At 51.1% G+C, this 15,267-nt stretch carries 12 protein-coding genes; 9 read left to right on the top strand and 3 right to left on the bottom strand.

Features of this window, described 5'->3' with window-relative positions:
* Positions 1 to 260: 260 nt before the first annotated feature.
* The 5 genes from nrdI (at position 261) to ACX93W_RS06940 (ending at position 5,466) form a co-directional block, all read left to right on the top strand.
* Positions 261 to 620 (top strand): class Ib ribonucleoside-diphosphate reductase assembly flavoprotein NrdI, encoded by a 360-nt coding sequence (gene nrdI, locus ACX93W_RS06960; protein WP_459391563.1) that lies wholly within the window; start codon positions 261 to 263, stop codon positions 618 to 620.
* An 88-nt stretch (positions 621 to 708) separates the two neighbouring features.
* The gene (nrdE, locus tag ACX93W_RS06955; RefSeq protein ID WP_459392028.1) at positions 709 to 2,793 is read left to right on the top strand and encodes a class 1b ribonucleoside-diphosphate reductase subunit alpha; all 2,085 of its coding nucleotides are present in this window, start codon (positions 709 to 711) and stop codon (positions 2,791 to 2,793) included.
* Positions 2,794 to 2,844: 51 nt separating this feature from the next.
* Positions 2,845 to 3,801 carry a class 1b ribonucleoside-diphosphate reductase subunit beta gene (gene nrdF, locus ACX93W_RS06950; RefSeq protein WP_459391562.1) on the top strand — a complete coding sequence of 319 codons (957 nt, stop codon included), beginning with the start codon at positions 2,845 to 2,847 and terminating at the stop codon, positions 3,799 to 3,801.
* 197 nt (positions 3,802 to 3,998) lie between these two features.
* The gene (hprK, locus tag ACX93W_RS06945; protein WP_459391561.1) at positions 3,999 to 4,907 is read left to right on the top strand and encodes an HPr(Ser) kinase/phosphatase; all 909 of its coding nucleotides are present in this window, start codon (positions 3,999 to 4,001) and stop codon (positions 4,905 to 4,907) included.
* 106 nt (positions 4,908 to 5,013) lie between these two features.
* Positions 5,014 to 5,466, top strand: coding sequence for a GyrI-like domain-containing protein (locus tag ACX93W_RS06940; protein ID WP_459391560.1), 453 nt, complete (start codon positions 5,014 to 5,016; stop codon positions 5,464 to 5,466).
* Positions 5,467 to 5,557: 91 nt separating this feature from the next.
* On the opposite strand, the gene ACX93W_RS06935 is transcribed toward ACX93W_RS06940, so the two are convergent.
* On the bottom strand, positions 5,558 to 6,721 hold the full coding sequence (locus ACX93W_RS06935; protein WP_459391559.1) for a GGDEF domain-containing protein: 1,164 nt from the start codon (positions 6,719 to 6,721) through the stop codon (positions 5,558 to 5,560).
* A 170-nt stretch (positions 6,722 to 6,891) separates the two neighbouring features.
* Between ACX93W_RS06935 and ACX93W_RS06930 the strand changes: the two genes are divergently transcribed.
* The 3 genes from ACX93W_RS06930 to ACX93W_RS06920 are packed head-to-tail and all read left to right on the top strand — an operon-like array spanning position 6,892 to position 12,605.
* Positions 6,892 to 8,025: a glycosyltransferase family 4 protein gene (locus ACX93W_RS06930; RefSeq protein WP_459391558.1), complete on the top strand. Its 1,134-nt coding sequence runs from the start codon at positions 6,892 to 6,894 to the stop codon at positions 8,023 to 8,025.
* A 28-nt stretch (positions 8,026 to 8,053) separates the two neighbouring features.
* Positions 8,054 to 9,337 (top strand): metallophosphoesterase family protein, encoded by a 1,284-nt coding sequence (locus ACX93W_RS06925; protein WP_459391557.1) that lies wholly within the window; start codon positions 8,054 to 8,056, stop codon positions 9,335 to 9,337.
* A gap of 22 nt (positions 9,338 to 9,359) precedes the next feature.
* Positions 9,360 to 12,605: an AAA family ATPase gene (locus tag ACX93W_RS06920; protein WP_459391556.1), complete on the top strand. Its 3,246-nt coding sequence runs from the start codon at positions 9,360 to 9,362 to the stop codon at positions 12,603 to 12,605.
* A gap of 27 nt (positions 12,606 to 12,632) precedes the next feature.
* Here the strand turns inward: ACX93W_RS06920 and ACX93W_RS06915 are convergent, their stop codons facing one another.
* Positions 12,633 to 13,679 (bottom strand): YkvI family membrane protein, encoded by a 1,047-nt coding sequence (locus ACX93W_RS06915; protein WP_459391555.1) that lies wholly within the window; start codon positions 13,677 to 13,679, stop codon positions 12,633 to 12,635.
* Positions 13,680 to 13,773: 94 nt separating this feature from the next.
* The gene (locus ACX93W_RS06910; RefSeq protein ID WP_459391554.1) at positions 13,774 to 14,454 is read right to left on the bottom strand and encodes a hypothetical protein; all 681 of its coding nucleotides are present in this window, start codon (positions 14,452 to 14,454) and stop codon (positions 13,774 to 13,776) included.
* Positions 14,455 to 14,660: 206 nt separating this feature from the next.
* On the opposite strand from ACX93W_RS06910, the gene ACX93W_RS06905 reads away from it, so the two are divergent.
* The gene (locus ACX93W_RS06905) at positions 14,661 to 15,230 is read left to right on the top strand and encodes a xanthine phosphoribosyltransferase (protein ID WP_459391553.1); all 570 of its coding nucleotides are present in this window, start codon (positions 14,661 to 14,663) and stop codon (positions 15,228 to 15,230) included.
* Positions 15,231 to 15,267 lie beyond the last annotated feature (37 nt).

Raw genomic sequence — 15,267 nt, 5'->3', positions numbered from 1 at the left:
TAGAACAGAATCCCATAATTTGCATTGACGAAGCCTATATGTTGATGTAGAATCAGATACATCATCTAGATGTTGATGTAAATCTAGTTTTCTGTTTGTAAGCTATGATGCATAACAACAAGCGCATCTGACTCCGATAGAGGCCGGAAGCGCTTTTTGATTGCTATAAGTGCGTGTTCAAAAAGCTCGGTTTCAAGCGCTTCGCAATCAAAGCGGACTTTTTGAACAACCTCTATATTTCCGCAGGGGAGCGGCGTGCCATGCTAGTTGTTTATGATTCCAAAACAGGCAATGTAAAACGGTTTATTAATAAGCTGAATATGCGTGCCGTACAGATTGACGAGCAGCAGGAAGTGAACGAGCCTTTTGTACTCGTCACGTATACGACCGGGTTCGGACAAGTCCCGGAACGAGTTAACCACTTTTTGGAGACCAACCATGTCATGCTGAGGGGCGTATCGGCCAGCGGCAATCGGAACTGGGGACCGGGCTTTGCCAAAAGCGCGGATACCATCTCTTCCAAATACCATGTGCCGGTCATTCTGAAGTTTGAATTGTCGGGAACCAATCAGGATCGGGAAAATTTTGTTGAAAGGGTGCGTGCCATTGAAGCTCTATGAGGAATTAAACATTGAAGCGGGGGCGGATGAGGCGAAGGTTGCTGCCGATAGCCGAAACGGTAAGAAGGATGAGGCGAAGCAAAGCGACGTGAAGCACATCGAACTGAACAACCAGCTGATGCAGCGCGGAACAGACGGTTTTTATCAATTGGAGAAGGACAAGGAAGCGGTCGCCGCTTTTATGGCCGAGGTTGAGCAAAAAAGCGTGAAGTTTGGTACGCTTAAGGAAAAGCTGGATTATTTAATTCAAAACGACTATTACGACGATGTCTTTAAAAAATATACATACGAGCAGGTTGAAGCGGTATTTAACCTGACGGAAGGGAGCGGCTTCCAGTTCCAGTCGTACATGGCGGCATCCAAGTTCTACAAGGACTACGCGATGAAGACAAACGACAAGTCCAAGTACCTGGAGCAGTACAGCGACCGCGTCTCCATCGTAGCGCTGCATCTTGGCGAAGGCGATGCCGACAGGGCGCTCCGGATTGCCGAAGCGATGATCGAGCAGCGGCTGCAGCCGGCTACGCCAACGTTCCTGAACGCAGGCAAGAGCCGCCGCGGCGAGATGGTGTCCTGCTTCCTGCTGGAAATGGACGATTCGCTCAATTCCATTAACTACGTGCTTGGCACCTGCATGCAGCTGTCCAAAATCGGCGGCGGCGTTGCGGTTAACCTGTCCAAGCTGCGCGGGCGCGGCGAACCGATCAAAGGCGTTGAGGGAGCTGCCAAAGGCATTATGCCTGTACTGAAGCTGATGGAGGATGCTTTCTCCTATGCGGATCAGATGGGGCAGCGCAAAGGCTCCGGCGCCGGGTACTACAATATTTTCGGCTGGGACATTATCGAGTTCCTGGATTGCAAAAAAATCAATGCCGACGAAAAATCCCGCATCAAAACGTTGTCCATCGGCTTGATCATCCCTAACAAGTTCTATGAGCTGGCTGCGGCCAACAAACCGCTTGTTGTGTTTGGACCACATTCCGTGCACAAGGCATACGGACAGCACCTGGACGACATGGATATGGATGTTATGTACGAGGAATTGCTTGCCAACGATAAAGTAACGAAAAAAACGGTGATGAACGCGCGCGACATGTTGACCAAAATCGCGTCCATTCAGCTGGAATCCGGCTACCCGTACATCATGAACAAATCCAATGCCAATAATGTGCATGCGCTCAAGGATATCGGTTCCGTCAAAATGTCCAACCTGTGCACAGAAATTTTCCAGCTGCAGGAGACTTCGGAAATTAACGATTACGGCTATGACGACGCTATCCGCCGCGATATCAGCTGCAACCTGGCTTCACTGAATATCGTTAACGTCATGGAACGCGGCAAGGTGAAGGATTCCGTCAAGGTCGGCATCGAGGCGTTGACAACCGTCAGCGATTTGTCCAAAATCGACAACGCTCCGGGCGTGCGCAAGGCCAATGAAGAGCTGCACTCCGTAGGACTTGGCGCCATGAACCTGAACGGTTATCTGGCCAAAAACAAAATTTCGTACGAGAGCGAAGAAGCCAAAGATTTTGCCAATACGTTCTTTATGATGATGAACTTCTACTCGCTGGAAAAAAGCATGGAAATCGCCAAGGAGCGCAATGCGACGTTTAAAGATTTCGATCGTTCGGAATATGCCAAAGGCACTTATTTTGCACGGTATATCGAAACGGATTTCCGTCCCAAAACGGATCGCGTGAAAGAGCTGTTCCAAGGCGTTGAGATTCCGTCGCCGCAAGACTGGGCGGAGCTGAAGGAGCAAGTTGCGAAACATGGGCTGTATCACGCATACCGTCTGGCGATCGCGCCGACGCAAAGCATTTCCTATATCCAAAACGCAACATCCAGCGTAATGCCGATTGTGGAGCATATCGAGACGCGTACTTACGCCAACTCCACAACCTATTACCCGATGCCTTACCTGGCACAGGATAATTATTTCTACTACAAATCGGCTTACAACATCGACCAGTTCAAGCTGATTGATCTGATTGCGGAAATTACTCAGCATATCGACCAAGGCATTTCGACTGTACTGCATGTTAACAGCAACGTGACGACTCGCGAGTTGGCCCGTTTCTACGTATATGCGGCTCAAAAAGGTTTGAAATCCCTCTATTATACCCGCACGAAACGCCTGTCGGTTGAGGAGTGCACAAGCTGCGCGGTATAACGATAGCGACCTGTAATCTATAAGTGCGAAGCAAAAAGGAGCATGGGAATCATGAAAGCCGTAAACTGGAACCGCCCGGACGATGATTTTACGCTTACGTTCTGGCAGCAAAATATTATGCAATTCTGGACGGACGATGAAATTCCGCTTTCCGATGATAAAATGGACTGGATGGCGATGACGGACGACGAGCGCACCCTGTACAAACATGTGCTGGGCGGCCTGACACTGTTGGATACCATCCAAGGCGGAGTGGGCATGCCGAAAATTTTGGAGCATGTCGAAGGTCTGCAACGCAAAGCGGTGCTGGCGTTTATGTCCATGATGGAGCAAATTCATGCCAAGTCGTACAGCAGCATCTTTACAACGCTGGCTTCCGGCGAGGAAATCGACGCGATTTTCAAATGGGTGGATGAAAATCCACAGCTTCAGAAAAAAGCGGAATTGATCTCCGCTTGGTATACCAATATAACCGATACAAAAGGGCTATATAAGGCGATGGCGGCTTCCGTATTTCTGGAAAGCTACCTGTTCTACAGCGGCTTTTTCTACCCGCTGTATTTGGCCGGCCAAGGCAAAATGACAAGCAGCGGCGAAATTATCGACCTCATTCTGCGCGACGAAAGCATTCACGGCCTGTATGTCGGCGTGCTGGCGCAGGAGCTGTTTGCCACCTTTACGACTGAAGAGCAGGAGTCGCTGAAAATCGAGCTTTATGCTCTGCTTATGGAGCTGTATAACAATGAAGTGGTTTATACCGATGATTTGTACAGCTCGATTGGCTTGGAAGAGGAAGTTAAGGTTTACGTCCGCTACAACGCCAACAAAGCATTGATGAACCTGGGCCTGGAGCCGCATTTCCCTGAGGAGCCGGTTAACCCGATCGTTTTCAACGGGATCAGCACTCATACAAAACAACATGACTTTTTCTCCAAAAAAGGCAATGGATATGTCAAGACGATTCATATCGAGCCTCTTACGGATGATGATTTTGTGTTTAATTTCTAAATTGGATAGAGCAGGAATCGCTCCCGACTATGCCGTAACCGGCAGGTTGGGGGCGATTTTGCATAATTTGGGAAGTGCGAGACTTCCGTGAAAATCTATATTCGTTCATGATTGAAAAATATCACTGCAGCGGATAAAGTAAAAATATATACTTTAGGGCATGTAACGCCCTAGGCACACAGAGAGGGGCATGACTCATGAAAAGCATAGAGGTAGGGGAATTGGCCCGCCGCTTTAACCTGGAGGTTTTGGCTGGAGAGGACAAGCTGGGCCGCACAATATCGAAAGCTCGGGCTTATCGGCCGGGTTTGGAGTTTGTTGGTTATTTTGATTATTTCCCTCAGGAGCATGTCCAGGTGCTTGGCAAAAAAGAAGTTACCTATCTGCTGGCATTGACTGAAGAGGAGCGCAATCATCACATTGGCAACATCGTCAAATACCATCCGCCTTGCTTTATCGTAACAAGCGGTCAGGAAGGTCTCAAATATTTGACCAAATATTGCGATGAAGAATGTATTCCTCTACTGCGTACCAATGAACCTACTGCTTCCTTCCTGGGAATGCTGGATGCTTATTTGCTTAAGGAATTAGCGCCGGAAATTGCAATTCACGGGGTATGTCTTAATGTCTCTGGCATCGGTATTTTGATGCGCGGCAAATCCGGCGTTGGAAAAAGCGAAACAGCGCATACGCTCATTCGCCGCGGCCACAGACTTGTTGCGGATGACATTATCGTATTGAAAAAGCTGAGCGGACAAACGCTCCTGGGCAGCCATAACGGTAAAACCAAAGAGTTTTTGGCGCTGCGCAGCGTTGGGCTAGTCAATGTCGTCAGACTGTATGGACGCCGGGCATTTCAGGATGAAACACGCATTACGCTGGATATCGAGCTGACCAAATGGCGCGACAACGACTTGAACAACGATCTTGAAGTGCCGCCAAAGTTTGTGGAGTATATGGGCGTGCAGGTTCCCCATATCGAAATCCAGCTTCAGCCGGGACGGGATGTGGCGGGATTGATTGAAGCCGCAGCCAACAACTGGTATTTGCGTCAGCAAGGCTATAGCGCCATGGAAGATTTTATGAAGAGACTGGAAGAGGAATGAGTAAGAGACGCACTATCCTTCTTGCATTAATAGTGGTACACTAGGGGCATGGAAGGTTTTTTCTGGCACCATTGTTCTTTTACCCGATCAAAAGGAGGAAGAATGTGTGGAAAACTGTTACATTGTAACAAAACCTGCCCTAAATCTGATTGGCCTCAATTATAGTGGACCTTATTCGCAGTTTCCGGACGAAACCATCCGATTGCAAAGCGAATTTCTGGCAAGAAAACACGAGTTTAACGGCGAGATCAAGTCAACGGTGGTTTATAGTCCGTATTATGGCAATGAAGCATTTGCATCCTATTGGGCTTGCTATGAAACGGACCATATGGAAGAGTTACCGGAAGGAATGGTGCAGTTTACGATTCCGGAGCATCGTTATGCTATGGTCGCAAGCTCCAACAAACGGATTGGCGAAGCCTATGAGCAGCTTAACGCCTGGATGCTGGAACAAGGATTGAAGCGGCATGAAAACGCCGTTTGTTTGGAGTTATTTTATGTGGATGAGCATCATTTGGAAGAGGAACCCGTGGAATTGCTCATACCGCTCAGGGACTAAGCCTACAAGAGCTTGCGCAAGCAGGTTCTTTTTTTCTTTGTGTGACGCGCCGTGATAGGCTCTTAACCAGAAACTGCATAAGAAAACCGCCTCAGGCTGAGCCTTTGGCGGTTGGAAGAGAAGCCTTATACGCGGTCACTTTGTTTTTGCCGGTTGTTTTGGAATAATACATGGCTTCATCTGCCTGCTTAACCATCATTTCTACGGAATCGGCAGTTTTAACGGTGCTGTATCCAACGCTGATCGTTACGATGGTTTCGGCTTCAACCCGCTTGCGGATGGATTCTGCAACCTGATCCGGCTTGCAGCCCTCAGTCCGGATGCAGGCAAGCAGCTCTTCGCCGCCGTAACGTCCGGCGTGGCCCAGACCTGAAGATTCTTCCTTCAATATATCCGCGACACGCTTTAATACCGTATCCGCTTTGGCATGGCCTTCCGTATCGTTAAGTCTCTTGAAATTGTCGATATCGCAAAAAATGATCGCAATGCCGCCTCGTTCCATCAACTGGCTTGCTTTTTTGTTAAAATGTCTGCGGATATAGAGGCCGGTTAAACCATCAGCAATAGCGGATTGATAAGTGGACAAAAGACGATCGATGACCCACTCGAACAAAAGCGTAAACAACAGGCAGTAATAAAGAAGCGGCAGCAGCTGAACCAGCAGAATTGCCCAGGCCTGCTCGCCCTTGAATACATAGCCGTCCGCTATTCGAATCAACTCCGCTACAAACACGGTGATCAGGCTTGCATAATATTTTGCATTCATATCCACGCTGCGCGTCGCAAGCAAAATAACGAGAACAACGACGATGCTGTATACGTCTAACATTGGGAAAAAAGCCTCGCCTGCTTGTCCCGGCGCAGTGTAGGATCCAAGGAACAGCTGAGCCGCTCCGATGGCTAAACCAACGGCGATCATCGTCATAAATGGAATGATTCTGACCTTGGCGGTTTTTAAAGTATATAACTTCATAAACACAAAGTTTATAATAATGAATGTAATGATCGTAAGGAGCATGGATGCAAGCTGAAGCCATTCGGCGGAGTGCCGGCCTGAGAGAGCAAGAAAAGCTTTGACGCCTTGATCGCCAATCATCGCGCCAAGAGTCCCGATCAGCAGCGTATAGATGCCTTTGCTGCGGTAGCTGGCATGAATCCTGACAGCCATAAAAATCATTAGCAAAAGAATGACGCTTACAGAAAAAGAAGCGAAAAGATGCCCGTTTGGACCGGAGAGCCATTGCATCATTGTCATAAGTCAACCACCGTTGCATTGGAATTGGGTTAAATCTGCGACTTTACAGAAACATATGTTCTAGTATATCATATTTTGAAAGATAAGGAAATCGTAACTTGTGTAAAGGAACATGTTCCAATAGTCCGGTGTACAATGCCGTGAAGATAAAGGTTATCGGGAGTGATTGAATGAATATATTGCAAGCTTTGTTTTTCCCGCCGGAGCAGCCGGGGGGCGTATCATCGATGGTTCCTTATATCCAGGAGCGTTTCCTGAAGCTGGGATGGGAGATGGATCTTTTCTCCATACCCAAAAGAGTTCGAAGCAAAGGCTCCGAGGAAGTGTCGTTCCAGACTTTTGATTACAAGCAATATGCCGGCAATCCGCTGGTTGATAAGTATATGCAGACGTACAAGGACTACATTTGGTGGACGCGTCTTCGCATGAGCAAGTCCTATGATGTTATCCATGCTCACCACCCAATCGCGGCGCTTGCCATGAAACACATTTTTCCCGACACGCCGCTGGTCATGACGATTCATTCCAGCTACGAGAGCGAGCTGACCCTGAACGGGCGGATTAGCGAAGGCGGCATTGAGCACCGGTTTTTGACCTCCATTTACCGCGAGCTGGAGTCCAAGGTCGACTTGATCATGACGGCGTCGGAATCGTTCCGCTCCTATTTGGCGCTCCATATGGATCATCCTGAAAAAATCAAGGTGATTCCCAATGGATTCGACGAAAAGCGGTTTAAGCCGATCGCCCACGAAAACGCGGTGCCTCAGCTGATCACGGTCTGCCGGCTTGTCCCTGCAAAAGGCCTTGATGTTCTGCTGCGGTCATGCGCCGAGCTGAAACGGCGGGGCTGCCCCTTCGTGCTTCATATTATCGGGGATGGTCCGGTGCGCCATGAGCTGGAGCAGCTGGCCCAAAGTCTGGATCTGTACGACGATATTATTTTTTACGGGTATATGCTTCACCCGGAAGAATTTATGCCGTTTTTTGATGTATTCGTGCTGCCGTCCCGCGCGGAGGCGTTTGGGTCGGTATTTGCCGAAGCCGCATTGTGCTGGCTGGCGCTAGTTGGAACCAACGTGGGCGGCATATCGGAGCAGATACAGGACGGGGTAAACGGATTGCTGGTTCCGGTCGAGGATCATGAAGCATTGGCGGATGCGCTTGAGAAGGTTGTGTCGGATCCCATTTTTCGCCACAATTTGGCGCGCGCAGCCTGGGACAAAGCCAAACAGGCCTATTCTCTCCAGCGCGTCATAGCGCAGCTCAAAAAAGTATACACCAACATTTTGCCGGCGGCGGAGTAACCCCTGCCGGTCGGAACGGGAGGAAGCAATGGGGGTTCCCTTCACCTTTATCCATGCGGCCGATCTGCATTTGGACAGCCCGTTTCGCGGGTTGTCCAAAACGCCGGATCCCGTGCGAGAGGCGCTGTCTGAAGCAACGTTTGCGGCGTTGCGCCGTTTGACGGAAACCGCGATTGCGGAAAAAGTGGATTTTGTCGTTATCGCGGGAGACCTGTTTGATGAAGCGGACCGTTCGCTCAGGGCGCAGCTTGCGCTTGTTAGGGAATGGGAGAAGCTGGCCGAACATGGCGTTGGCGTTTATGTCATACACGGCAATCACGATCATTTGGGAGGACGCAGGGCGGCAATGACCCTGCCACCCAATGTACATATATTCGGATCAGAAGAAGTGGAGTGCAGGCCGGCCTATCGGCGCGACGGGGAGCTTGCCGCTTATGTATATGGCATTTCCTACGGAGAGCGGGCCGTGACGCGCAATCTGGCGCTTGATTACGTCAGAAGAGCGGACGGGCCTTATCATATTGCCATGCTTCATGGCAACGTGGGCGGCGACTCGGGACATGACTCCTACGCGCCATGCCGTCTCGAAGAGCTGAAGCAAAGCCGCTTTGATTATTGGGCGCTTGGCCATATTCACAAACGCGAAGTGCTTAATGCAGCGCATCCTTGCATCGTATACCCCGGAAACGCTCAGGGCAGAAATCCCCGGGAGAAGGGAATCAAGGGATGTTATGTGGTGACGGTCAGCGATGGCGGCTCGACCGAACTTGCTTTTTCGCCGCTTGGACCGGTTTTGTGGGAGGAAGCGGAATTGTCCATTGCCGAAGCAAAGACGGAACAAGAGCTGCTCAGCCAGCTTATGAAGCTGGCTGACGATGCCGGAAGCCGGAGCGGCGGAAGGCCTGTCATGCTCAGGCTGACTCTGAACGGCAGAGGAACGCTGCATGGCGAGCTTGCCGAACAGACGGCATCAGCCGCATTGCTGGAGAACTTGCAGAGGGAGCTTGAACCCGTTGCGGGAGAGGCTTGGGTCTATGTCTATAGTCTGGAGATTGAAACAGGCGCAATGCTGGATTGGGAATCGCTGTCGGAAGAGGACAGCTTTGCAGGCGAGCTTTATAGGCTAGGATTGCAGTTGGAATCGGATGAGGAAGAGTGGCGCCGCTTTGCGTCCTCCGCGTTGGGAGAGCTGGCCTCGCACGGTAAGCTGGGCCGGCCTAGCCGGGAACTTCGGGAGGCGCTTCCTCTCCGATTGCTGGAGGATGCGCGTGAGCTGGCTGCCCAATTGACGTCGGGGCAGCGTAATGAGTAAGGGAGCATAGGAGGGGCTGAACATGCGTTTGCTGGAAGCGCATATTGATGGATTTGGCCAATTGAATAACCGGCGCATTGAACTAGATGCGCCGGTTATTATCGTTTTTGGACCTAATGAAGCCGGGAAAAGCACGGTTTTTGGCTTTCTGAGGAGTATGCTTTATGGTTTTGCGCGCCGGAATTTGCCCGCAGAGCGTTTGGAGCCGATTGCCGGAGGTCGGCATGGCGGACGATTGCTTTTTTCCGATGACGGAAATGCCACTTATTCAGTGGAGCGTTATGCCGATGGCGCAAGCGGTAAGCTGAGGCTCAAACGATTGGGCGACGGCAACGATCAAGCAAGCGTGTTGCCGGAGGATGGTTTGGTAGAGCAGGCCATCTGGGAAAAGCAGTTTCTTGGCGGCGTGAACGAGCGGCTTTTTCGTCATCTTTATGCCATTACATTAAGCGAGCTTCGAGAGGCCGGGGCTTTGTCGGGGGAAGAGCTAGGCCGCTATCTCTATCAGGCGGGATGGGAAGAAGGCCGCGCGGTCGCCTATGCGGAGAAAAAAATCGCAGCCGAGCTTGAAGGTCTGTTTAAACCAAAGGGCACCAGCCAAAAGCTTTATCTCGGAGCAAAAACCGTCGAATCGCTGGACAGCGAGCTTCGCAGTCTGGGCGATGGCATTGCCGAATACAACGAGCTGCTTGCGGAGGAAGAAGCGGCTGAGCTGGAGATGGCAAAGCTGGAGTCCTCGCTGGAGGAGACCGGAAGCAGCGTAAGGCTATTACGCAAAGCTACAGCGGTCCGAGCGCTGTGGCTGCGCCGGATAGAGCTGCTTGCTGAACGGGAAGGCATTGCCTACGCCGGATTATTGCCTGCGGGAATGGAGCAAACCTGGCAGAAGCTTCAGGAAGAGAGGGCGATAGCCGGGGAACAGGTGTCTCAATTAAGCCGGGATAAAGCACTCAGAGGTTCGGAACGTGAATTGCTTGTTTTTGATGAATCGCTGATTCTTCTTGAGAAGGAGACTTCGGCGTTATTGGAAAGCTCCGGGCGGATGCGGGAGTTGCGCCAGCAAAGAAATGAATGGGAGAACGAGCGGAGAAGCCTGGATGAAGTAATCGGATCCATGATGGCGTCTATCTCCCCGCATTGGACAGAGCGCCAGCTGAGACAGCTGGCTGTAACGGTGCCGGATCGCGACTATGTCAGGGCATACCGCGAGTCGTTGTCCGCCTCACAGCGCAAGGCGGAGAGGTTGACGGGCGAACTGGAAACATACCGTCTTCAGATTAGAGAACAGGCCGAATCCGTATCGTCCACAAAGGGGCGCCTGCAGGCCATTGCTTCCGGACGCCGCAGTGCCGGAGCCGGCTTTTCCTTGCTGCCGCTAAGCTCATCGCAGCTAACTGCCGCCTGGAATGCGCTGGATGAAGCGCTGCGCTTGGCTGATATGGAGACAGCCCGCAGACAAAGCGAGTTTCAGCCGGCTGCCGGTGCAGGGCATTCATCAGGACAGCGTATCCCGCTTGTCCTGCCTGTGCTGGGCCTGTCGTTAGGAGCCGTCGCGTTGGCAGCTGCCGCAACGGGAATTACCGGAGAGGGAAGCCTTGCGGCCTGGGTTGCGGCAGCGGCGCTGCTGGCTGCTTCCACTACTTTATTAAGCCTCAATCGTAGGAGAGATGCCGGATCAGCGCGTGACGGAGCCAAAACGAGGCGGGGCGCCAACACGCGCCGAGGCACGAACCGTACGGGATATGGCGATAGCACTGGACATGCCGTTAGGGAAGCTTTGGCTGAGCTGATAGAACAGTCCGTCTCCGCGGCGGATGAAATTATCGGGCGCATAAACGGCGATGAAGGAATGGCTGAAGCCTTGCAGCTCAGGTCAAAACTTAAAACACTGGTGCAGGAAACGGTTAACGGCCTGCAGGAAGAAAGCCGGATCGAGTTGGCTCTGGCGGAAGCGCAAAGAAAGCTGCATAGTCTGGAACAATATATGAACGAACGGCAGGAGACGCTCCAGAAGCTTGAAGAGGAGATGGCGGATAGTTCCCTCCAGTGGAGAAGCTGGCTTGGTCAGCGGGCTTTGCCGGATTCCATGTCTCCTTCCGCCGTATTGGAAACGTTTGAGCTGGCGGAGTCCGCCTTGCAGCATTTAAGACAATATGACCGTTTGGCTGAACGAATTGAATATGCGGATGGCGAGCTTAGGGCTTATACAATGGCAGTATCGTCTCTGTGTGAAAAATCACCGGGTTTTTCACTCCAAGGCGAACGTGAAGAAGCAACCATTCTCAGGCTGCTGCAGGCTGAGATTGAGCGCCATACCGCCGCGCAGGAAAAGGCTTTGGAGCTGGAAGCGGCAATGCGGGAGCTGGATCATGAGCTGGGAACCGCAATGGATCGGAGGACCGTACTGGAGGAGGAGCGCCATCGGCTGTTTCAAAACTGCGGTTTGTCCAGCGATGAAGCGATGGCGCAGGCAATAAGGGATGGCAGCAAGCTGAAAGAGCTTGATGATGAGAGCATGAAGCTTGGCATTGAATTTAATGCTGGCCTTCTCCCTGAGTTCCTTCACAAGTTGGAAGCCCTGCTGGAAAGCGCCGACGAGGAAACGCTTGGGCAAAAGCTGGTCTCGTCCCAAACCCATCTGGATTTCTTGAGGGATCGCCAACGTGAGCTTCTGGAGCGGCGGGGCAGCCGTCGGGCAGAGTTGGACCGTTTGCTTCAGAGCAGTAGGCGCCAGCGGCTGCTGGAGGAGCGCGAGATGGCTCAAGCTTCTCTGAAGGGCGATATGGAGAGATATGCCGTTTTATCTGTTTCCCAGGCCTTAATTACCGCAACGAGACGCAAATATGAGCAGGAGCGACAGCCGGCTGTTTTGAGAAACGCTTCAACATATATCGCTCAATTAACGGAAGGGCGTTACCATAGAGTGCTGGCGTCTCCCGAACGAGCGGCCATAGAATTGGAGAATAATCGGCATATGGTCATCGACAGCGCCATGTTAAGCCGTGGAACGGCGGAGCAGCTGTATCTATGCATGAGGCTTGCGCTTGCGAGGGAGGTTGCCGGGGGCAATAAATTGCCGCTGCTGCTGGACGACCTGTTTGTCAATTTCGACCGGCGCAGGCTGCGCGCTTCGGCTCAATTGGTTTCCGGTTTGTCCGCAGAGCGGCAGATTGTATTATTTACATGCCACGAACATATTCGCGATGAATTGCTTGCGGCCAATCCCTCGGCAAAGCTGCTGGATATCGGGGCCGTGCAAACGGCTTAATGCGGGTGAATTTTTTTGAGCAAACTCTTAAAAGCTGCCCAATTTCATACGTTTGGATATGATTAACAGAAGCCAGCCCAAGCTGATCAGCCCGAACAACGGATACAGGATGGAGAGCAAGGTGCCAAATCCAAGCTGGCTTGTAAAATAACAAACGGCCAATACAGCTAGCGTGAGCATCTCACGCGACCATTTGACGCGTTCCTGAAGCTGGAGCGTCAGTCCGTAAATATCGGCAATCAGCGTTGTGAATATTTCGGCGAAAATAAGGAAGATGTAAATCAACTGCACGTAATAGCCAAGCTGTCTGGCTATGCCGCCCATCGGGATAGCGAATTGCTGGATGCCGGGCATGTGGAGCGACAATGCGATATGTCCGGCCAGCAGCATAAAACCAATGCCGATGCCGCCAATCCAGGAGCCCGCTATAATGGTTTTTCGGTCCTTGATTTCCGCGCCGAGCGGAACCAGCACCGCTTGAGCAAGCGAAAGATTAAATGCAGTGTAGAGGAAAGGGGAGGCCCATGCGGCCCAAATGGAATAATCGGTGCTTAGCGTAATAAACTTGCCGGCGCCGGGTGTGTGAAAGGTATCGATCATAACAAATACAGTAAAAACAAGCATGATGGGCACAACCACGGCGTTAACGGTCAGGATTGCCTTCATTCCTTTCCGGAGCAGCAGGAAAGAAAACGCCATGGTTACCAGCAATCCGGCTTGATAGGATATATTCCAGTGTTCATAAAAGATGGCGCCTGCCCCCGCCAGCATAACGGCGGTGACGCCAAGCAGAATAACCAGCATAAAATAGCTGATGATGCGGCCGTATTTTTCACCGAATAACGCTTTATTCAAATCCTCGTACGATTTGGCGGATATGTCGCTGGCAATCAGCATCATTTTTGCGCCGAGCCAAATAAAAAGCACGGTCGCCAGCGCTATTGTTGCCGTTCCCCAATAACCGAACCGGGTAAAAAACTGCAATATTTCCTGTCCTGTCGCAAATCCGGCTCCAACAATGGTCCCCATATAGGTTGCGGCGATTTGCAGCGTTTTACCCATCGACTTCCACATGCCCGCGTTCCCCCCGATCCCTCGCGCTTATACTAAAAAAGGTATGTGCGGGCAAAGCGGGACATGCCTAAAACCTGAAATTGAAATGATTCGCTCAGCTGCTTGCGATGAGTTTAATGGATACAATTTCGTTGGTGGAGGGGTCGACATCGAGCCTCAAGGAAGACTCTTCATCGGAATACGTCAGCAGATAGCTGCTTTGCGAACCGGGTTGTCCCAACAGTTGAATCGCTGTTTCCCGGGGATCGCCAACCGCCAGGCCGTTAAGGCCGGAATCCACCGAACTGTCATAGATCTCAACCAGGGCAACCGTTCCATCGGGTCCGAAACCAACGGAAAAACCGCTATATTCGTAAACGGTCATTTGTTCATTGCCCGTTTCCAGCTTATAGTTATCAAGCGCTTGCCCGAACTGCTCTTCAAGTTTCTTTTTGTCGCTGCCGATAAGGACGCCGCCGAGCCGCGGGCCTCGATCATCCCACAGATTGGACTCATCAAGCCTGTTTTTGTTAATCGACGAGGTTTCCGCCGAGCTGTGACCTTCAATATCTTCGGCCTGGTTGCTCCATTCCGTTCCTTCGTCTTCCTCTTCTTCGGTGCTGCTTTCCAGATATGCCTGCTGAGGTCCTTTTGCAGCTTCGCCGGAATCAGGAACGCTGTCCGGAGTAATGGCGGAGTCTTGCGGTGCGCTTTGGCAGCCTGCCAAAAGGAGAAGGAGCGTCGATAACGCAGCCCATTGCAGTAGGTTATGATAATAAGTTTTTTTGATTTTCATCGGGTTTCCTCCTCGCCTGTTTCTCTCTTATTGTATTAAACGCATGGCAGGTGCCGGAGGTTGCTTTATTTTCCGGCATTTCGGCAAATGAATTGCCCCTTATTTTATTTATCGGATTTATGGCGTCCGGTTATGATGTCAGGTTGCGCATTTTGCTCATCCTATGGTACTTTATCGGAAAGGGATTATTGGCGGAGGTAATGAAAATGGAAAAGTTGAAGCAGCGTATTTTGGAAGAATCGTCGGTTTTGTCGAATGATGTATTGAGAATGGACGCGATTATCAATCATCAGGTCGATCCTGCATTGACGATGGAGATGGGACAGGAGTTCGCCAATCGATTCCGTGAGCAAAAGATAACAAAGGTTATTACGGTAGAGTCATCGGGTATTCCTGCTGCATTTGCGGCAGCTTATGTGCTTGGCGTCCCACTGGTGTTCGCCAGACGAAAAAAAACGCTTATTGCCGACCCGGATGCTTATTGCGAGCGCGTCCCTTCTTTTACAAAAGGCATGGTTACGGATATTATGGTTTCCAAGCAGTTTCTGACCGAAGATGACCATGTATTGTTCATTGACGATATTATTGCCAACGGCGATGCAGCCCGCGGACTGATCAAAATTATTGAACGTTCCGGAGCCAAGCTCGTGGGCATGGGCATCGTAGTCGAAAAATCGTTTCAAGCCGGCGGCCGAACACTACGGGAGCAGGGGATTAACGTAGAATCTCTGGTCAAAATCAAATCGCTGGAGAACGGCGAAATTCATTTTGAGTAAGATGTACCAGTGCGTTAGCTCTTTTCCCCGGTATGAT

The organism is Paenibacillus sp. CAU 1782, assembly GCF_054551715.1.
The sequence above is the reverse complement of the archived record's forward strand: the minus strand, read 5'-3'. Positions and strand labels throughout refer to the sequence as shown.